Origin of the sequence: Kitasatospora cheerisanensis KCTC 2395 (assembly GCF_000696185.1) — a bacterium.
In the GTDB taxonomy this organism is placed as follows: Bacteria; Actinomycetota; Actinomycetes; order Streptomycetales; family Streptomycetaceae; genus Kitasatospora; species Kitasatospora cheerisanensis.
The window spans coordinates 1,421,604-1,439,336 of the sequence record NZ_KK853997.1 but is presented as its reverse complement, the minus strand read 5'-3'; the positions used below and the strand labels follow the sequence as shown (position 1 = coordinate 1,439,336).

At 72.1% G+C, this 17,733-nt stretch carries 18 protein-coding genes and 1 riboswitch; of the genes, 14 read left to right on the top strand and 4 right to left on the bottom strand.

The window, feature by feature from the left end:
- Window positions 1-39 precede the first annotated feature (39 nt).
- Window positions 40-233, top strand: a riboswitch (cobalamin riboswitch).
- Window positions 232-1,371 carry a Nickel transporter NicT gene (nicT, locus tag KCH_RS06405; RefSeq protein ID WP_425268738.1) on the top strand — a complete coding sequence of 380 codons (1,140 nt, stop codon included), beginning with the start codon at window positions 232-234 and terminating at the stop codon, window positions 1,369-1,371. Its footprint overlaps the riboswitch before it by 2 nt.
- A gap of 40 nt (window positions 1,372-1,411) precedes the next feature.
- On the opposite strand, the gene KCH_RS06400 is transcribed toward nicT, so the two are convergent.
- On the bottom strand, window positions 1,412-2,257 hold the full coding sequence (locus KCH_RS06400) for a DMT family transporter (protein WP_035860006.1): 846 nt from the start codon (window positions 2,255-2,257) through the stop codon (window positions 1,412-1,414).
- Window positions 2,258-2,385: 128 nt separating this feature from the next.
- Between KCH_RS06400 and KCH_RS06395 the strand changes: the two genes are divergently transcribed.
- Window positions 2,386-2,961 (top strand): helix-turn-helix domain-containing protein, encoded by a 576-nt coding sequence (locus tag KCH_RS06395; RefSeq protein ID WP_035860003.1) that lies wholly within the window; start codon window positions 2,386-2,388, stop codon window positions 2,959-2,961.
- Window positions 2,962-3,010: 49 nt separating this feature from the next.
- Here KCH_RS06395 and KCH_RS06390 read toward each other — a convergent pair whose 3' ends face one another.
- Together KCH_RS06390 and rpmG are read right to left on the bottom strand one after the other, a co-directional pair.
- Complete coding sequence (locus tag KCH_RS06390; RefSeq protein WP_035860000.1) at window positions 3,011-3,253, bottom strand: type B 50S ribosomal protein L31; 243 nt, start codon at window positions 3,251-3,253, stop codon at window positions 3,011-3,013.
- Window positions 3,254-3,297: 44 nt separating this feature from the next.
- Window positions 3,298-3,462: a 50S ribosomal protein L33 gene (gene rpmG, locus KCH_RS06385; RefSeq protein ID WP_035859972.1), complete on the bottom strand. Its 165-nt coding sequence runs from the start codon at window positions 3,460-3,462 to the stop codon at window positions 3,298-3,300.
- Between the two features lie 132 nt (window positions 3,463-3,594).
- Between rpmG and KCH_RS06380 the strand changes: the two genes are divergently transcribed.
- The 5 genes from KCH_RS06380 to KCH_RS06360 all read left to right on the top strand — a co-directional run bounded on the left by KCH_RS06380 (window position 3,595) and on the right by KCH_RS06360 (window position 7,705).
- The gene (locus tag KCH_RS06380) at window positions 3,595-4,701 is read left to right on the top strand and encodes a M24 family metallopeptidase (protein ID WP_035859968.1); all 1,107 of its coding nucleotides are present in this window, start codon (window positions 3,595-3,597) and stop codon (window positions 4,699-4,701) included.
- A gap of 68 nt (window positions 4,702-4,769) precedes the next feature.
- The gene (efp, locus tag KCH_RS06375; protein ID WP_035859967.1) at window positions 4,770-5,333 is read left to right on the top strand and encodes an elongation factor P; all 564 of its coding nucleotides are present in this window, start codon (window positions 4,770-4,772) and stop codon (window positions 5,331-5,333) included.
- A gap of 2 nt (window positions 5,334-5,335) precedes the next feature.
- Complete coding sequence (gene nusB / locus KCH_RS06370; RefSeq protein ID WP_035859962.1) at window positions 5,336-5,773, top strand: transcription antitermination factor NusB; 438 nt, start codon at window positions 5,336-5,338, stop codon at window positions 5,771-5,773.
- Window positions 5,774-5,879: 106 nt separating this feature from the next.
- Window positions 5,880-6,701: a thioesterase family protein gene (locus KCH_RS06365; protein WP_035859945.1), complete on the top strand. Its 822-nt coding sequence runs from the start codon at window positions 5,880-5,882 to the stop codon at window positions 6,699-6,701.
- 149 nt (window positions 6,702-6,850) lie between these two features.
- On the top strand, window positions 6,851-7,705 hold the full coding sequence (locus KCH_RS06360) for a hypothetical protein (RefSeq protein ID WP_035859942.1): 855 nt from the start codon (window positions 6,851-6,853) through the stop codon (window positions 7,703-7,705).
- Window positions 7,706-7,793: 88 nt separating this feature from the next.
- Here KCH_RS06360 and bldD read toward each other — a convergent pair whose 3' ends face one another.
- Window positions 7,794-8,297 carry a transcriptional regulator BldD gene (gene bldD, locus KCH_RS06355; RefSeq protein ID WP_030459171.1) on the bottom strand — a complete coding sequence of 168 codons (504 nt, stop codon included), beginning with the start codon at window positions 8,295-8,297 and terminating at the stop codon, window positions 7,794-7,796.
- Window positions 8,298-8,560: 263 nt separating this feature from the next.
- Between bldD and pyrR the strand changes: the two genes are divergently transcribed.
- The 7 genes from pyrR to KCH_RS06320 all read left to right on the top strand — a co-directional run bounded on the left by pyrR (window position 8,561) and on the right by KCH_RS06320 (window position 17,652).
- The gene (gene pyrR / locus KCH_RS06350; RefSeq protein ID WP_035859939.1) at window positions 8,561-9,172 is read left to right on the top strand and encodes a bifunctional pyr operon transcriptional regulator/uracil phosphoribosyltransferase PyrR; all 612 of its coding nucleotides are present in this window, start codon (window positions 8,561-8,563) and stop codon (window positions 9,170-9,172) included.
- A gap of 6 nt (window positions 9,173-9,178) precedes the next feature.
- Complete coding sequence (locus KCH_RS06345) at window positions 9,179-10,171, top strand: aspartate carbamoyltransferase catalytic subunit (RefSeq protein WP_035859925.1); 993 nt, start codon at window positions 9,179-9,181, stop codon at window positions 10,169-10,171.
- Window positions 10,168-11,460: a dihydroorotase gene (locus tag KCH_RS06340; protein WP_035859923.1), complete on the top strand. Its 1,293-nt coding sequence runs from the start codon at window positions 10,168-10,170 to the stop codon at window positions 11,458-11,460. Before KCH_RS06345 ends, KCH_RS06340 begins: the two co-directional genes overlap by 4 nt.
- Window positions 11,460-12,017, top strand: a complete 558-nt coding sequence (locus tag KCH_RS06335; protein WP_035859920.1) for a PH-like domain-containing protein — start codon at window positions 11,460-11,462, stop codon at window positions 12,015-12,017. The genes KCH_RS06340 and KCH_RS06335 overlap by 1 nt, the downstream gene beginning before the upstream one ends.
- Entirely contained in the window at window positions 12,014-13,171 is a 1,158-nt protein-coding gene (gene carA / locus KCH_RS06330; protein WP_051652816.1) for a glutamine-hydrolyzing carbamoyl-phosphate synthase small subunit, read from the top strand. Before KCH_RS06335 ends, carA begins: the two co-directional genes overlap by 4 nt.
- Window positions 13,164-16,472 carry a carbamoyl-phosphate synthase large subunit gene (gene carB, locus KCH_RS06325; RefSeq protein WP_035859914.1) on the top strand — a complete coding sequence of 1,103 codons (3,309 nt, stop codon included), beginning with the start codon at window positions 13,164-13,166 and terminating at the stop codon, window positions 16,470-16,472. Before carA ends, carB begins: the two co-directional genes overlap by 8 nt.
- Window positions 16,473-16,554: 82 nt before the next feature.
- Window positions 16,555-17,652 (top strand): quinone-dependent dihydroorotate dehydrogenase, encoded by a 1,098-nt coding sequence (locus tag KCH_RS06320; protein WP_035859913.1) that lies wholly within the window; start codon window positions 16,555-16,557, stop codon window positions 17,650-17,652.
- Window positions 17,653-17,733: the final 81 nt, after the last annotated feature.

Below are 17,733 nucleotides of genomic sequence, written 5' to 3'. Positions count from 1 at the left end.
GCACGCGTGCACGCCCTTGCCGGTGTCCGCCCGCCGGTTCTACGGTGGGCGGGCCGTGGTGTTCGGGAAGCCGGTGCACTGTGCTCGTCACAGGAGTCCGGAGCGGCCCTCGCCACTGTGATCGGGGAGTCGTCGGCTCCCACCTCGTGCCACTGGCCTCGCGGCCGGGAAGGCCGGGCGCCGACGCCGAACACCCCGTCAGCCAGGAGACCGGCCACGGCATCTCACGAAGTGATCCACGAGGTGCTGGAGCGTGATGCGCGGATGACCGCGTCCGATTCGACCGTGCCCGGAAACATTCCGGGCTCCCCCCTGCCGTCCTTCCGCTGGCGACGCGAGGACACCTTGCGCACCGCCGGCCTGATGGCCGTGATCCTGGCCCTGCACGTGGCCGCGTTCGGAACCCTGTTCTTCCTGGTGGTGCCGGAGAAGTACCAGGTCGGCACCCAGGTGTTCGGCGTGGGCCTGGGCATCACCGCCTACACCCTGGGCATGCGCCATGCCTTCGACGCCGACCACATCGCGGTGATCGACAACACCACCCGCAAGCTGATGGCGGACGGCCGCCGCCCGGTCTCGGTGGGCTTCTGGTTCGCCCTCGGGCACTCCTCGATGGTGGTCCTGATGGCCGCCCTGGTGGCCGGCGGCGCGGCGCTGGCGGGCACCCTGATGGACGAGGACTCGACGACCCATCAGGTGCTGGGCACCATCGGCACCACCGCGTCCGGCGCCTTCCTGTACCTGATCGCGGCGCTCAACCTGGTGGCGCTGCTGGGCATCCTGCGGGTGTTCCGGGCGATGCGGGCCGGGCAGTACGACGAGGCCGAGCTGGAGAAGCACCTGGACTCCCGGGGCTTCCTGGCCCGGGTCCTGAGCCGGGCGACCCGTTCGATCACCCGGCCCGGCCAGATGTTCCCGGTGGGCATGGTGCTGGGCCTGGGCTTCGACACCGCCACCGAGGTCACCCTGATGGTGATGGCGGGCTCGGGCGCGGCGTCCGGCCTGCCCTGGTACGCGATCGTCTGCCTGCCGCTGCTGTTCGCCGCCGGGATGAGCCTGTTCGACACCCTGGACGGCACGTTCATGAACTTCGCCTACCAGTGGGCGTTCTCCAACCCGGTCCGCAAGGTGTACTACAACCTGACCATCACCGGACTGTCGATCGCGGTGGCCTTCGTGATCGGCACCATCGAACTGGTCGCCGTCCTGCACGACAAGCTCGGCCTGGACGACCCGGTCTCCGGCTGGATCGCCGGACTCGGCCTGGACAACGTGGGCTTCGTGATCGTCGGCCTGTTCGTGGTGGTCTGGGCGGCGGCGATCGCCTATTGGCGGATCGCCCGCCGCTCCAAGGCCTTCGCCGGGGCCTGAGCCGGCACGGCGGCCGGTACCGGCGCGGTGTGACGCCGCGTCAACCGGCCGCCAGGATCAGCGTTCCGGCCACCGCCAGGCCGGCGCCGACCACCTGGACGCGCAGCAGTCGCTCCTTGAGCAGGCCGCGTGCCATCAGCGCCGTCACCACCGGGTACAGCGAGGCGAGGACGGCGGCCACCGCCACCGACCCCAGGTGGGTGGCGGTGGCGTACATGCCGTTGGCGGCCACGTCGGCGACGCCGACCGCGGTCAGCGCGGGCAGGGAGCGGGCCGCGCCGCGCAGTTCGAGCGGCTCCCGGCGGGCCGCCGCGGCCAGCATGCCGACGCCGACGGCGGCGTTGGTCAGCCGCTGCACGCACAGCATCAGCAGCAGGCCGCCGCCGGCGCTGGCGTGCGCGATCAGCGCGAGCACCGCGCCGAACGCGAACGCGGCGGACAGCGTGAGCACCAGCACCCGGCGGCCGACCGCCGGTCCGCCGCGCTGCGGGCCGCCCGCCAGCGCGACGCCGGCGATCGCCACCAGGATGCCCAGGCCCTGCACCGCGCCGGGCCGCTCGCCGAGGAACAGGCCGACGCCGATCGGCACCAGCACGCCGACCGTGGCCAGCGGCGAGACCACGCCCATCGGTCCGAGTGCCAGCGCCCGGTAGAAGGCGAGCAGCGCGACCGGCCCGATCACCCCGGCCGCGACGGCGTACCAGAGCGCGGGCCCGGCGTCCGCCCAGCCGCCGGTGGCGGTGACGGCCACCGCGAGGACCGCGGCGGCCGCGGTCTGCGAGAGCACCACGACGCCGAGCGCGGGCAGCCGGCGGGTGATCGCGCCGCCGCCGTAGTCGGCGACGCCCCAGAGCAGGCTGGCCAGCAGCGCGAGGGCGGCGCTCATGAGGCGGTGACGAGGGGGACGGAAGGGGGCAGCATGGTGTACTCCGCAGTACAGTCGGTGGATCTCTCGTGCCGCCGCAGCATAGTTCAACCCATTGAACCGCCCCAACCAGAATATTGGACTCAAGCGTGCCGGAACCCGACCTCGTCACCCAGGCCCTCGCCCGCAACCTCAAGCGGCTGCGCACCGAACGCGGCCACACCCTGGACGCCCTCGCGGCCCGCTCCGGCGTCAGCCGCGGCATGGTGGTCCAGATCGAGCAGGCCCGCACCAACCCCAGCGTCGGCACCGTGGTCCGGCTGGCCGACGCGCTCGGCGTCTCGATCGCCCGGCTGCTCGACTACGACGAGACCTCCCAGGTGCGGATCATTCCCGCGGACGAGGCCGTCCGGCTGTGGAACGGCCCGGACGGCGGCAGCGGCGTCCTGCTGAGCGGCATCGAGGCCCCCGGCCCGCTGGAGCTGTGGACCTGGCACCTGCGCCCCGGCGAGACCCACGCCTCCGACCCGCACCCGGCCGGCACCGTCGAGATCGCCCGGATCGACGAGGGCGAACTCACCCTGGTGCTGGACGGCCGCGCCCACCGCATCCCGGCCGGCTCCACCGCCTCCTACGAGGCCGGCACCGCCCACAGCTACCGCAACGAGGGCGCCGTCGACTGCCGCCTCACCCTGGTGGTCTCCGTCCCCCCGCCGGGCAAGTGACAGCGGCGGAGGGCCCCGGGATCACCCGGGGCCCTCCGCGCCGTGCCCGTCAGAGGCCGTACCGGCGCCGGTACAGCTCCACCCTTCCCGCCGTGTCCAGCAGGCGGGCCTTGCCGGTGTAGAACGGGTGGCTCGCCGAGGAGGTCTCGACGTCCACCACCGGGTACGTCCGCCCGTCCGTCCACTCGACCGTCCGGCCGCTCGTGGCCGTGGACCTGGTCAGGAACGACAGGCCGCCCGTCCTGTCCCGGAACACCACCGGACGGTACTCGGGGTGCACTCCCTGCTTCATCTGCTCCTCCTTCAAGTCCTTCGAGCCCTTGAACTCCCCGGACGTCAGCGGGTCTCGCGGAACTCCACGTGCCGCCCGGCCACCGGGTCGAACTTCCGCAGCACCATCCGGTCCGGGTCGTTCCGCCGGTTCTTGCGGGTGACGTAGCCGAAGCCCGTGCCCGCCGTCGACCGGAGCGTGATCACCGGTCGCAGCTCGCTGCGCGCCATCTCAACCTCCCGATCCCGGCAACGATTGCCGTTTTCATCAAGCCTTAACGCACCCCCGTCCGGCGGCATTCCCGCCCGTCCGACGGCCCGTCCCGGCGCGCGTCCGCCCGGCCCCGTTCGTACGCTCGGAGCATGTCCGACGCGCACGCCGCCCGACGCGAACGCCTCCGCGAGTACTGCAGCGCCTCCGGGGCCGACGCCGCGCTGATCACGCGCGCCGCCAACGTCCGCTACCTCACCGGCTGCCCGCCCTGCGGCGCCGCGCTGCTGCTCACCCGTGAGCGCGCGGTGCTCGCGCTGCCGGAGGACCTGCCGCCCGAGGAGGCCGTCGAGCGCGAGGTCGACGAGGACGTCACCCGGCTGCCGGCCCCCGCCGAGACCGACGCGGCGGCCGCCGCCGCCGAGGCCGCCGCCCGGCTGCGGGTGCGGGACCTCGCCGTCGAGGAGCACGACCTGACGGTCGCCCGGCACCGCGCCGTCGCCCGGCTGGCCGCCCCGGCCCGGCTGCTCGACCTGGACCGGGCGGTCGAACGGCTGCGGGTGGTCAAGGACGAGCACGAGCTCGCTGACCTGCGGATCGCCGCCGAGATCGCCGACCAGGCGCTCGGCGAGCTGCTCGAATCGATCCTGGTCGGCCGCACCGAACGCCACCTGGCGATGGAGCTGGAGCGCCGGATGATCGACCACGGCGCCGACCGGGCCGCGTTCCCGGTCTCCGTCGGCACCGGCAGCCACTCCGGCCTGGAGCGCCACCAGCCCACCGACCGCCGGGTCGAGGAGGGCGACTTCCTCACCGTCGCGCTCGGCGCGCAGTACCGCGGCTACGGCATCTCCACCGCCCGCACCTTCGTGATCGGGGCCGCCCCGGCCGCCTGGCAGGTCGACCTGCACCGCCTGGTCTTCCGCGCCCAGCGGGCCGGCCGGGAGGCGCTCGGGCCGGGCGTCGAGCAGCACGTGCCGGACGACGCGGCCCGTTCGATCCTGCAGGCCGCGGGCCACACCGAGCACGCCGTCCACCCGCTCGGGCACGGCATCGGCCTGGAGATCAGGGAGGCACCGCGCCTGGGGCCCGCCGACATGGGTAAACTGGACAATCGCGTGCCGGTCACCGTCGGTCCAGGAGTGCATCTCCCGGGCCGGGGCGGGGTCCGGATCGAGGACACGCTCGTGGTGCGGCCTCCCGAGGAGGGCGGGCCCGAGCTGCTCACCATCACCACCAAGGAGCTCCTCGCGCTGTAGCCCACGGGCCGCGGCGGCGCACTGCTTGGTGCTCTTTGACAGCGGACATATCAGGAGTAAGTGCGCCCGTGGCTACCACGAACGATCTCAAGAACGGCATGGTCCTCAAGCTGGACGGCGGCAAGCTCTGGTCCGTCGTCGAGTTCCAGCACGTCAAGCCCGGCAAGGGCCCGGCCTTCGTGCGCACCAAGCTCAAGGAGGTCCTCACCGGCAAGGTCGTCGAGAAGACCTTCAACGCGGGCATCAAGGTCGAGACCGCCAACGTCGACAAGCGGACCATGCAGTACTCGTACCGCGACGGCGACGCGTTCATCTTCATGGACATGGACACCTACGACCAGGTCCCGGTCGACTCCGCCACCGTCGGCGACGCCGCCAAGTACCTGCTCGAGGGCTTCGAGGCCCTGGTCGCCCAGAACGAGGGCGTCCCGCTGTACATCGAGCTCCCCGCCGCGGTCGAGCTGGTCATCTCCGAGACCGAGCCGGGCCTGCAGGGCGACCGCTCCACCGGTGGCACCAAGCCCGCCACCCTGGAGACCGGCGCCGAGATCCAGGTGCCGCTGTTCGTCACCACCGGCGAGAAGGTCAAGGTCGACACCCGCGACGGCAGCTACCTCGGCCGGGTCAAGTAATCGTGGCCGCTGCTCGTAGCAAGGCCCGCACCCGGGCCTTCCAGATCCTGTTCGAGGCGGACCACCGCGGTGTGGCCCCCGAGCGGGTGCTCGCCGACTGGATCGCGCGCTCGCGCGACCCCCGTCCGGACGAGGGCATTCCGCAGGTCGCGGAGTACACGATGCAGCTGGTCGAGGGCTACGCGCAGCACGCGCGCACCATCGACGACCTGATCTCCACCTACGCGGTGGGCTGGACGCTCGACCGGATGCCGATCGCCGACCGCAACGTCCTCCGGCTCGGCACGTACGAGCTGATCTGGGAGGACGGCACCCCCGACGCGGTCGTCCTGGACGAGGCCGTCGAGATCGCCAAGGAGTACTCCACGGACGAGTCGCCGGCCTTCGTGAACGGCCTGCTCGCCCGCTTCCTGGAGCTCAAGCCGACCATTCGTCGCTGAGCCCGCAGCACCTCGTCGAAGGCCGCCGGACCTGTTGGTCCGGCGGCCTTCGCGCGTAAGCTACCGGCAAGTAATGTTTTGGCGTCTGCGCAGAAGGGCCCCAGCCATGCCGGAGACCACCAGCGAGTTCGACCGCGGCATCGCGCTCACCCCGCACCCCGAGGAGCCCGGCCGCTACGACGGCGAACTCGGCGAGGGCTGGCAGATCGGCGGCGGCGTCAACGGCGGCCTGCTGCTCGCCTTCGCGGCGCACGCCCTCGCCCTGGAGGCCGGGCCCGGCCACCCGCACCCGCTCACCGTCAGCGGCACCTACGTCTCGCCGTCCCGGCCCGGTCCCGCCACCGTCCGCACCGAGATCATGCGCCGCGGCCGGACCCTGGCCACCGGCAGCGCCGTCCTCTCCCAGGACGGCGAGGAGCGGCTGCGGGTCACCGCCGCGTTCACCGACCTCGCCGCGCTGGACGACGAGGTCGCCACCACCGCCGTGCCGCCGGTGCTGCCCGCGCCCGAGCAGTGCATCGGCATCGAGCACGCGCCGAAGGAGCTCATCGCCCAGGCCGCCCTGCTGGAGCGGATGGACCTCCGGCTCGACCCGGCCACCGTCGGCTGGGCGCTCGGCCAGCCGTCCAAGGAGGGCCGCATCCAGGGCTGGTTCAAGCTGGCCGACGGCCGCCCCGCCGACCCGCTGTCGCTGCTGCTGACCGCCGACGCGCTGCCCCCGGTCACCTTCGACCTGGGCCGCCCCGGCTGGGCCCCCACCATCGAACTCACCGTCCACCTGCGCGCCCTGCCCGCCGACGGCTGGCTGCGCGTCTCGCACGCCACCCGCAACGTGGCCGGCGGCTACTTCGAGGAGGACTGCGAGATCTGGGACGCCGACGGCCGCCTGGTCGCCCAGTCCCGGCAGCTCGCCAAGACCCCGCGCTGACCTTCCCCGCGGCGGGGCCCGAATCGGCAGGTCGGGCCCCGAACTTGACGGTCGGTTGCAGAGTTGTGACAGTGCGTGTGTGTGGGACGGGTGTGGGAGGGGAGGAGTGGGGCAGCAGTTGCTCGACCGAGATCCCCCGGGAGCCACCGATGTCCAGGAACAGCCGCCGGCCGCGCCGTTGCAGTGCCGAGTCCCCGCGCCGCAGCGACGAGGCCTTCGTCACCGGGATCCTGACCAGCGAGGACGACTTCGCCCGGGCGCTGGAGTGGCAGCTCACCGACGCGCCGGACTACGACACCTACCTGCGGGAGACCGCCGAACTGCTGACCGACGCCGTCGAGGCGTACGCCACCGTCCGGGCCCGGATGTTCCACCCCGACGACTTCGCGGACTACTGCCTGCTGCACGGCCTCGACCCGCACGAGCAGGCCGCCCGGGACGGCTACCTGGTCAACCCGCCGCTGCAGACCCAGCTGGTCGGCTACCGCGGCGAGGAGCTCGCCGACTTCCTCCCGCGCCTGGTCCGGGCCCGCGAGGGCGGTCTGACGCTCCGCCACGCCGACCTGGTGATGGACGGCGCGCTGTGCGGCGCCGAGCGGGCCGCCGCCGACCCGCGGGTGCGCTGGACGTACCAGCAGGCCTCCGAGGTGTTCCGCCGGGTGCTGGTCGGCGCCGGCTGCGGGGCCTACGAGTTCCGGGTCGCGGTGGACGCCCCCGGCGGGCCGCTGGAGGCCGGCGTCCGGGTGCTGCACTGGGACGACGGCGCGGTCCGGATCAACGACGAGGACCTCGACCTGGTCACGGCGGTGCTCTGCGCGGGCCTGTACGGCGAACTGCCGGGCGCGGCGGTGCTGCACGGCACCCAGGGCGCGGGCGCGCTGTGCGGCGAGTACCGGCAGGTCGCCTGGGCCTGGCGCAGCACCGGCTTCGACTGGGCGCCGGCCGAGCTCGCGGTGGACGGCGTGGCCGCCGGCCCGGGCTTCAGCCTCGGCACCGTGGTCTGAGCGCCCCCGTCCGGACGTGCGACAGCGGGGCGGACCGCCGGAGAACCGGCCGCCCGCCCCGCTGTGACGTTTCTTCAGAGCGAGCGGCTCAGCTCGCGTCCTCCTCGCGGACGGCACGCCGCGCGTCCGGGTTCAGCACGCCCCAGCTGATCAGCTGCTCGGTGAGGATCGAAGGGGACTGGTCGTAGATCACGGCGAGGGTGCGCAGATCGTCCTGGCGGATCGAGAGCACCTTGCCGTTGTAGTCGCCGCGCTGCGACTGGATGGTCGCGGCGTAGCGCTGCAGCGGGCCGGCCTTCTCGGACGGGACCTGGGTCAGGCGCTCCAGGTCGAGCACCAGGCGCGGCGGCGGCTCGGCCGCGCCGCCCGGGGTGCCGCCGGGCAGCAGCTCCTGCACCGGGACGCCGTAGAACTCGGCCAGCTCGGCGAGGCGCTGCACCGTGACGGCGCGGTCGCCGCGCTCGTAGGAGCCGACGACGACAGCCTTCCAGCGGCCCTGGGACTTCTCCTCGACGCCGTGCAGGGAGAGACCCTGCTGAGTGCGGATCGCACGGAGCTTGGCCCCGAGCTGCTTCGCGTAGTCGCTGGACATGGATCTCCCCGGACGAGATTGCTTCGCGTGCGCTGAAATGGGAGCGACGAGCGCCCCCTGCGGAGCACCTTCGTAACTCACTGTGAGGTTACGTAGAGTGAGGGTGGCGCGTCAAGCCGAATGGGGCACTCGTGCGAACGCGTGGCGAACGGGCGGAGATCAGCGCACTGCTACCATGGGCGAGGCTCCGGCTGCGGCCGGAAACCCTTCCCGACATCCTTTAAGACCCGTCCTGTGAGGCGGGGAAGGAGGTCCGCTTCGGCATGACCACACCCAGTTCCGCCCCCCGCGCCCCGCACCAGGTGCTGGACGCCACCGACGTCGCCCGGATCGTCACCCGGATCGCCCACGAGATCGTGGAACGCGCCAAGGGCGCCGAGGACGTCGTGCTGCTCGGCATCCACACCCGCGGCGTCCACCTGGCCCACCGGCTGCGCGCCAGGCTCACCCAGATCACCGGCCGGGAGATCCCGTTCGGCACGCTGGACATCACGATGTACCGGGACGACCTGCGGCTGAAGCCCGCCCGGGCCCTGGAGCACACCGAGATCCCCGCCGACGGCATCGACGGCAAGCTGGTGATCCTGGTCGACGACGTGCTGTTCTCCGGCCGCACCATCCGCGCCGCGCTCGACGCCCTCGGCGACATCGGCCGCCCGCGCGCCGTGCAGCTGGCCGTCCTGGTCGACCGCGGCCACCGCGAACTCCCGATCCGCGCCGACTACGTGGGCAAGAACCTGCCCACCTCGCTGCGCGAAGCCGTGCAGGTCCAGCTCTCCGAGACCGACGGCCGCGACGCCGTCCTGCTCGGCGACCGCGACTACGCCGCACGCTCCTCCCAGGCCCTCGCCGCCGATCCCCAGCTCCCGGAGTAAACCCGCGTGAAGCGCCACCTCGTCTCCGCCGCCGACCTCAGCCGCGACGACGCGCTGCTGATCCTGGACACCGCCGAGGAGCTCGCCCAGCTCTCCGGACGGGCCGTCAAGAAGCTCCCCACGCTGCGCGGCCGCACCGTCGTCAACCTGTTCTTCGAGGACTCCACCCGCACCAAGACCTCCTTCGAGGTCGCCGAGAAGCGGCTCAGCGCGGACGTCATCAACTTCTCCGCCAAGGGCTCCTCGGTCTCCAAGGGCGAGAGCCTCAAGGACACCGCGCTGACCCTGCAGGCGATGGGCGCCGACGCCGTGGTGATCCGCCACCACGCCTCCGGCGCGCCCGCCCGCCTCGCCGACTCCGACTGGCTGCACGGCAGCGTCATCAACGCCGGCGACGGCACCCACGAGCACCCCACCCAGGCGCTGCTGGACGCGTTCACCATGCGCCGGCACCTCAACCCCGGCGCCGGCCGCGACCTGGCCGGCCGCAAGGTCGCCATCGTCGGCGACATCCTGCACAGCCGGGTCGCCCGCTCCAACGTGCACCTGCTGACCACGCTCGGCGCGGAGGTCACCTTCGTCGCCCCGCCGACCCTGCTGCCGATCGGCATCGAGACCTGGCCCTGCCAGGTCTCCTACGACCTGGACGCGGTGCTGCCGAAGGTCGACGCCGTGATGATGCTGCGGGTGCAGCGCGAGCGGATGAACGCCGCGTTCTTCCCCACCGAGCGCGAGTACTCGCGCCGCTACGGGCTGAACGGGCTGCGCCTCGCCACCATGCCGGAGCACGCCATCGTGATGCACCCCGGCCCGATGGTCCGCGGCATGGAGATCACCGCCGACGTCGCCGACTCGCCGCGCTGCACCGTGGTCGAGCAGGTCGCCAACGGCGTCTCGGTCCGGATGGCCGTCCTGTACCTGCTGCTCGGCGGAGCCGTTTTTGCCGATGGCTCAGCCGACTCCGCCCGCACCACCGAACTCCTGGAGGCCGCCCAGTGACCACCTACCTGATCCGCAACGCCCAGATCCTCGGCGGCTCCCCCCAGGACATCCACCTCGTCGACGGCGCCTTCGCCGCGATCGGCGAGAACCTCGACGTCCCGGCGGACATCGAGATCGACGCCACCGGGCTGGTCGCCCTGCCCGGCCTGGTCGACCTGCACACCCACCTGCGCGAGCCCGGCCGCGAGGACGCCGAGACCGTGCTGACGGGCACCCGGTCCGCGGCCATGGGCGGCTACACCGCGGTGCACGCGATGGCCAACACCTTCCCGGTCGCCGACACCGCCGGCGTCGTCGAGCAGGTCTGGCGGCTCGGCCAGGAGTACGGCTACTGCGACGTGCAGCCGGTCGGCGCCGTCACCGTCGGCCTGGAGGGCAAGCAGCTCGCCGAGCTCGGCGCGATGCACGACTCCGCCGCCGGCGTCCGGGTGTTCTCCGACGACGGCAAGTGCGTGGACGACGCGGTCATCATGCGCCGCGCCCTGGAGTACGTGAAGGCCTTCGACGGCGTCGTCGCCCAGCACGCCCAGGAGCCGCGGCTGACCGCCGGCGCCCAGATGAACGAGGGCCTGGTCTCCGGCGAGCTCGGCCTCGGCGGCTGGCCCGCCGTCGCCGAGGAGTCGATCATCGCCCGCGACGTGCTGCTGGCCGCGCACGTCGGCTCCCGGGTGCACATCTGCCACCTGTCCACGGCCGGCTCGGTGGAGATCGTCCGCTGGGCCAAGGCCAAGGGCTGGGACGTCACCGCCGAGGTCACCCCGCACCACCTGCTGCTCACCGACGAGCTGGTCCGCAGCTACGACCCGGTGTACAAGGTCAACCCGCCGCTGCGCACCGCCGCGGACGTGGAGGCGCTGCGCGAGGCGCTGGCCGACGGCACCATCGACGCCGTCGCCACCGACCACGCCCCGCACCCGGCGGAGGACAAGGACTGCGAGTGGGCGGTCGCCGCGATGGGCATGGTCGGCCTGGAGACCGCGCTGTCGGTCGTCCAGCAGACCATGGTCGACACCGGCCTGCTGAACTGGGAGGGCGTCGCGGACCGGATGTCGCACCGCCCCGCGCGGATCGGCCGTCTCACCGGCCACGGACGTCCGATCTCGGTGGGTGAGCCCGCCAACCTGGTGCTCTTCGATCCCGCGTACCGTGGTGTCGTGAACCCCGAGACCTTCGCCACCCGCTCCCGCAACAGCCCGTACAAGGGCATGGACCTGCCCGGACGGGTGCACGCCACCTTCCTGCGAGGCGAGGCCACCGTGCTCGCCGGCGAACTGGTCGAGCGCTGATGCTGCTCGCCACCGAAAAGGGCCGGGTGACCGACTGGCCCGGGTACATCGGGGCGACGGTCGGCCTGCTGATCCTGGTCGCGCTGGTGTACTGGCTGATGCGGCAGGGCTGGAACTGGCGCCGGACCATGCAGTCCGACCTGCCGGAACTGCCCGCCGCGCCGGACGCCCCCGGCGACGCCCTGCTGGCCGGCCCCGGCCGGTACCACGGCTCCACCACCGCCGGGAACTGGCTGGACCGGGTCGTCGCGCACGGCCTGGGCACCCGCAGCCTGGCCGAGCTCACCCTCACCGAGCAGGGCCTGCTGGCCCGCCGCCCCGGCGCGGACGACCTGTGGATCCCCGCCGCCGCCCTCACCGCCGCCCGCACCGACTCCGGCATCGCCGGCAAGGTGGTCCCCTCGGGCCTGCTGGTGGTCGGCTGGACGCACGGCGGAAAGCAGTTGGAAAGCGGTTTCCGGTTGGACTCCGCAGCCGATCACGACGCCTGGGTCGAGGCCGTCGAGGCACTGGTAACACGTACGAAGACGAAGAAGACGGAAGAGGCCGCGACATGACCGCACCTGCCCCCACCACGCAGCGCACCAGGCGGGAGCGTGTGCCCGCCGTGCTCGTCCTGGAGGACGGCCGGACGTTCCGCGGCCAGGCCTACGGCGCGGTCGGCGAGACCTTCGGCGAGGCGGTCTTCAACACCGGCATGTCCGGCTACCAGGAGACCCTGACCGACCCGTCCTACCACCGCCAGGTGGTCGTGATGACGGCCCCGCAGATCGGCAACACCGGCTGGAACGACGAGGACGACGAGTCGCAGCAGATCTGGGTGTCCGGCTACGTGGTCCGCGACCCCTCCCGGGTCGCCTCCAACTGGCGCTCGAAGCGCTCGCTGGACGAGGAGCTGGAGCGCCAGGGCGTCGTCGGCATCAGCGGCATCGACACCCGCGCGCTCACCCGCCACCTGCGCGAGCGCGGCGCCATGCGCGTCGGCATCTTCTCCGGCCCGGCGCTCGCCGACCAGGCCGAGCTGCTCGCCAAGGTGCAGTCCGCGCCGGAGATGAAGGGCGCCGACCTGTGCGCCGAGGTCGCCACCAAGGAGGCCTACGTCGTCCCCGCGATCGGCGCGAAGAAGTTCACCGTCGCCGCCGTCGACCTCGGCATCAAGGGCATGACCCCGCACCGGATGGCCGAGCGCGGCATCGAGGTGCACGTGCTGCCCGCCAACTCCACCGTCGAGGACATCTACGCCGTCCAGCCCGACGGCGTGTTCTTCTCCAACGGCCCGGGCGACCCGGCCACCGCCGACCGGCAGGTCGAGGTGCTGCGCGAGGTGCTGGCGAAGAAGACCCCGTTCTTCGGCATCTGCTTCGGCAACCAGATCCTCGGCCGGGCCTTCGGGTTCGGCACCTACAAGCTCAAGTACGGCCACCGCGGCATCAACCAGCCGGTGCAGGACCGCACCACCGGCAAGGTCGAGGTGACCGCCCACAACCACGGCTTCGCCGTGAACGCGCCGCTGGACAAGGTGAGCGACACCCCCTTCGGGCGGGTCGAGGTCTCCCACGTCTGCCTCAACGACGACGTGGTCGAGGGCCTGCAGGCACTCGACATCCCCGCCTTCAGCGTGCAGTACCACCCCGAAGCGGCAGCCGGCCCGCACGACGCCGCCTACCTCTTCGACCGCTTCGTGAGCCTTATGGAGGCCCAGCGTGCCTAAGCGCACCGACATCAAGTCCGTCCTGGTGATCGGCTCCGGCCCCATCGTCATCGGCCAGGCGGCGGAGTTCGACTACTCGGGTACGCAGGCCTGCCGGGTGCTCAAGGCGGAAGGGCTGCGGGTCATCCTGGTCAACTCCAACCCGGCGACCATCATGACCGACCCGGAGATCGCCGACGCCACCTACGTCGAGCCGATCACCCCGGAGTTCGTCGAGAAGATCATCGCCAAGGAGCGCCCCGACGCGCTGCTGCCGACCCTGGGCGGCCAGACCGCGCTGAACACCGCGATCTCCCTGCACCAGGCCGGCACGCTGGAGAAGTACGACGTCGAGCTGATCGGCGCCGACGTCGAGGCGATCAACAAGGGCGAGGACCGCGAGCTGTTCAAGGGCGTGGTCGAGGCCGTCAACGCCAAGATCGGCCACGGCGAGTCCGCCCGCTCGGTGATCTGCCACTCCATGGAGGACGTGCTCGCCGGCGTCGACACCCTCGGCGGTTACCCGGTCGTGGTCCGCCCCTCCTTCACCATGGGCGGCGCCGGCTCCGGCTTCGCCCACGACGAGGAGGACCTGCGCCGCATCGCCGGCCAGGGCCTGGCCCTCTCGCCGACCACCGAGGTGCTCCTGGAGGAGTCCATCCTCGGCTGGAAGGAGTACGAGCTGGAGCTGATGCGCGACAAGCACGACAACGTCGTGGTGGTCTGCTCCATCGAGAACTTCGACCCGATGGGCGTGCACACCGGTGACTCGATCACCGTCGCCCCGGCGATGACGCTCACCGACCGCGAGTACCAGATCCTCCGCGACATCGGCATCGCCGTGATCCGCGAGGTCGGCGTCGACACCGGCGGCTGCAACATCCAGTTCGCGGTGAACCCCGAGGACGGCCGGGTCATCGTCATCGAGATGAACCCGCGCGTCTCCCGCTCCTCCGCGCTGGCCTCGAAGGCCACCGGCTTCCCGATCGCCAAGATCGCCGCGAAGCTGGCCGTCGGCTACACGCTGGACGAGATCCCCAACGACATCACCGAGCAGACCCCGGCGTCGTTCGAGCCGACCCTCGACTACGTCGTGGTGAAGGTGCCGCGGTTCGCGTTCGAGAAGTTCCCGTCCGCCGACGCCACGCTGACCACCACCATGAAGTCGGTCGGCGAAGCGATGGCCATGGGCCGCAACTTCCCGGAGGCGCTGAACAAGGCGCTGCGCTCGCTGGAGAAGAAGGGCTCGCAGTTCACCTTCGTCGGCGAGCCCGGCGACAAGGCCGAGCTGCTGGCGAAGGCGGTCGTCCCGACCGACGGCCGGATCAACACCGTCATGCAGGCGATCCGGGCCGGCGCCACCCCCGAGGAGGTGTTCGACGCCACCCGGATCGACCCGTGGTTCGTCGACCAGCTCTTCCTGATCCACGAGATCGCCGCCGAGCTCGCCGAGGGCGACAAGCTCGACCCGGAGCTGCTCCGCCACGCCAAGCGGCACGGCTTCTCCGACCAGCAGATCGGCGAGATCCGCGGCCTGAAGACCGACGTGGTCCGCGAGGTCCGGCACGCGCTCGGCATCCGCCCGGTGTTCAAGACCGTCGACACCTGCGCCGCCGAGTTCGCCGCCAAGACCCCGTACTTCTACTCGTCCTACGACGAGGAGACCGAGGTCGCCCCGCGCACCAAGCCCGCCGTGATCATCCTGGGCTCCGGTCCGAACCGGATCGGCCAGGGCATCGAGTTCGACTACTCCTGCGTGCACGCCTCCTTCGCGCTGGCCGACGCCGGGTACGAGACCGTGATGGTCAACTGCAACCCGGAGACCGTCTCCACCGACTACGACACCTCCGACCGGCTGTACTTCGAGCCGCTCACCCTGGAGGACGTGCTGGAGATCGTCCACGCCGAGCAGCAGGCCGGCCCGCTGGCCGGCGTCATCGTGCAGCTCGGCGGCCAGACCCCGCTGGGCCTGGCGCAGGCGCTCAAGGACAACGGCGTGCCGGTGGTCGGCACCTCGCCCGAGGCGATCCACCTCGCCGAGGAGCGCGGCGCGTTCGGCCGGGTGCTGAAGGAGGCGGGCCTGCCCGCGCCCAAGCACGGCACCGCCTTCTCCTTCGAGGAGGCCAAGGCCATCGCCGACGAGATCGGCTACCCGGTCCTCGCCCGCCCGTCCTACGTGCTCGGCGGCCGCGGCATGGAGATCGTCTACGACGAGGCCTCGCTCGCCTCCTACCTGGAGCGGCACGCCGGCCTGATCTCCGAGCACCCGGTGCTGATCGACCGCTTCCTGGACGACGCGGTCGAGATCGACGTGGACGCGCTGTACGACGGCGAGGAGCTGTACCTCGGCGGCGTCATGGAGCACATCGAGGAGGCCGGCATCCACTCCGGCGACTCCGCGTGCGCGCTGCCGCCGATCACCCTCGGCGGGTTCGACATCAAGCGCCTGCGCTCCGCCACCGAGGGCATCGCCAAGGGCGTCGGCGTGCGCGGCCTGATCAACATCCAGTTCGCGCTGTCCGGCGACATCCTCTACGTGCTGGAGGCCAACCCGCGCGCCTCCCGCACCGTGCCGTTCACCTCCAAGGCGACCGCCGTGCCGCTGGCCAAGGCCGCCGCCCGGATCTCGCTCGGCGCCACCATCGCCGAGCTGCGCGCCGAGGGCCTGCTGCCGCGCGAGGGCGACGGCGGCACGCTGCCCGCCGACGCGCCGATCTCGGTCAAGGAGGCCGTGATGCCGTGGTCGCGCTTCCGCGACGTGCACGGCCGCGGCGTCGACACCGTGCTCGGCCCGGAGATGCGCTCCACCGGCGAGGTCATGGGCATCGACCGGGTGTTCGGCACCGCCTACGCCAAGTCGCAGACCGGCGCGTACGGCGCGCTGCCGACCAGCGGCAAGGTGTTCGTCTCGGTCGCCAACCGCGACAAGCGCAACCTGGTCTTCCCGGCCCGCGCGCTGGTCGAGCTCGGCTTCGAACTGCTCGCCACCACCGGCACCGCCGAGGTGCTGCAGCGGGCCGGCATCCCCGCCACCGTGGTGCGCAAGCACTCCGAGGGCGAGGGCGAGGGCGGCGAGAAGACCATCGTCCAGCTCATCCACGAGGGCGGCATCGACCTCATCATCAACACCCCGTACGGCACCGGCGGCCGGATGGACGGCTACGAGATCCGCACCGCCGCGGTCTCCCGCGGCGTCCCCTGCCTGACCACCGTGCAGGCGATGGGCGCGGCCGTGCAGGGCATCGACGCGCTGCACCGCGGCGAGGTCGGCGTGATGTCGCTGCAGGAGCACGCGGCGCTGATCAACTCCGGCCGCAACTAGGCCGACAACCGTGGGGGGCACACCGCGCGCCGGGTGCCCCCCACGTCCATGCCCGCTCCCAGCCAGCCGTCGGAGGCGCCACGTGTACAAGCTGCTGTTCAACCTGCTGTTCAAGAAGATGGACCCGGAGAAGGCCCACCACCTGGCGTTCTTCTGGATCCGGCTGGCCCGCTCGGTGCCCGGCCTGCGCTCGCTGGTGCGCGCCGTCCTCGCCCCGCGCGACCCCAAGCTCCGCACCACCGCGCTCGGCCTCGACCTGCCCGGCCCGTTCGGCCTCGGCGCGGGCTTCGACAAGAACGGCATCGGCATCGACGGCCTGTCGATGCTCGGCTTCGACTACGTCGAGATCGGCACCGTCACCGGCGAGCCCCAGCCCGGCAACCCCGCGCCGCGACTGTTCCGCCTGGTCGAGGACCGCGCGCTGATCAACCGGATGGGCTTCAACAACCAGGGCTCCGCCCGGGTCGCCGCCCGCCTGGCCGCCCGCCCGCACACCAGCAGCACCCCGGTGATCGGCGTCAACATCGGCAAGACCAAGGTCGTCCCCGAGGACGAGGCCACCGCCGACTACCTGAAGTCCGCCAAGGCGCTGGCCCCGTACGCCGACTACCTGGTCGTCAACGTCTCCTCGCCGAACACCCCCGGGCTGCGCAACCTGCAGGCCGTGCAGGTCCTCGGCCCGCTGCTGTGGGACGTCCGCAAGGCCGCCGACGAGGTCACCACCCACCACGTGCCGCTGCTGGTGAAGATCGCCCCCGACCTCGCCGACGAGGACATCGACGAGATCGCCGACATGGCGCTGCACCTGGGCCTGGACGGCATCATCGCCACCAACACCACCATCGGCCGCGAGGGCCTGCGGACCCCCGCCGCGCGGATCGAGGAGATCGGCATGGGCGGCCTGTCCGGCGCCCCGCTCAAGGCCCGCTCGCTGGAGGTGCTGGAGCGCCTGCGCAAGCGCACCGACGGCCGGCTCGCGATCGTCTCGGTCGGCGGCATCGAGACCGCCGAGGACGCCTGGCAGCGCATCCTGGCCGGCGCCGACCTGGTCCAGGGCTACTCCGCGTTCATCTACGAAGGCCCGTTCTGGATGCGCAAGGTCCACAAGGGCCTGTCCGCCCGCCTGCGCGCGGCCGGCTACGCATCGATCGGCGAGGCGGTCGGCAAGGGCATCCGCTAGGGCCCGTCTTCAAACCCCCGCCTGCCCCACGACGCCCGGCACGCACTCTCGCCGCACCGGGCGAAAGACCAAGTACATCCA

Excerpts from the sequence above, each read along its gene's own strand:
- KCH_RS06390 (WP_035860000.1), bottom strand. The coding sequence starts at position 3,253 with ATGAAGCAGGGAGTGCACCCCGAGTACCGTCCGGTGGTGTTCCGGGAC.
- KCH_RS06400 (WP_035860006.1), bottom strand. The coding sequence starts at position 2,257 with ATGAGCGCCGCCCTCGCGCTGCTGGCCAGCCTGCTCTGGGGCGTCGCC.
- pyrR (WP_035859939.1), top strand. The coding sequence starts at position 8,561 with ATGACCACACCCAGTTCCGCCCCCCGCGCCCCGCACCAGGTGCTGGAC.
- KCH_RS06365 (WP_035859945.1), top strand. The coding sequence starts at position 5,880 with ATGCCGGAGACCACCAGCGAGTTCGACCGCGGCATCGCGCTCACCCCG.
- rpmG (WP_035859972.1), bottom strand. The coding sequence starts at position 3,462 with ATGGCGCGCAGCGAGCTGCGACCGGTGATCACGCTCCGGTCGACGGCG.
- KCH_RS06360 (WP_035859942.1), top strand. The coding sequence starts at position 6,851 with ATGTCCAGGAACAGCCGCCGGCCGCGCCGTTGCAGTGCCGAGTCCCCG.
- KCH_RS06335 (WP_035859920.1), top strand. The coding sequence starts at position 11,460 with ATGCTGCTCGCCACCGAAAAGGGCCGGGTGACCGACTGGCCCGGGTAC.
- carA (WP_051652816.1), top strand. The coding sequence starts at position 12,014 with ATGACCGCACCTGCCCCCACCACGCAGCGCACCAGGCGGGAGCGTGTG.
- KCH_RS06380 (WP_035859968.1), top strand. The coding sequence starts at position 3,595 with ATGTCCGACGCGCACGCCGCCCGACGCGAACGCCTCCGCGAGTACTGC.
- bldD (WP_030459171.1), bottom strand. The coding sequence starts at position 8,297 with ATGTCCAGCGACTACGCGAAGCAGCTCGGGGCCAAGCTCCGTGCGATC.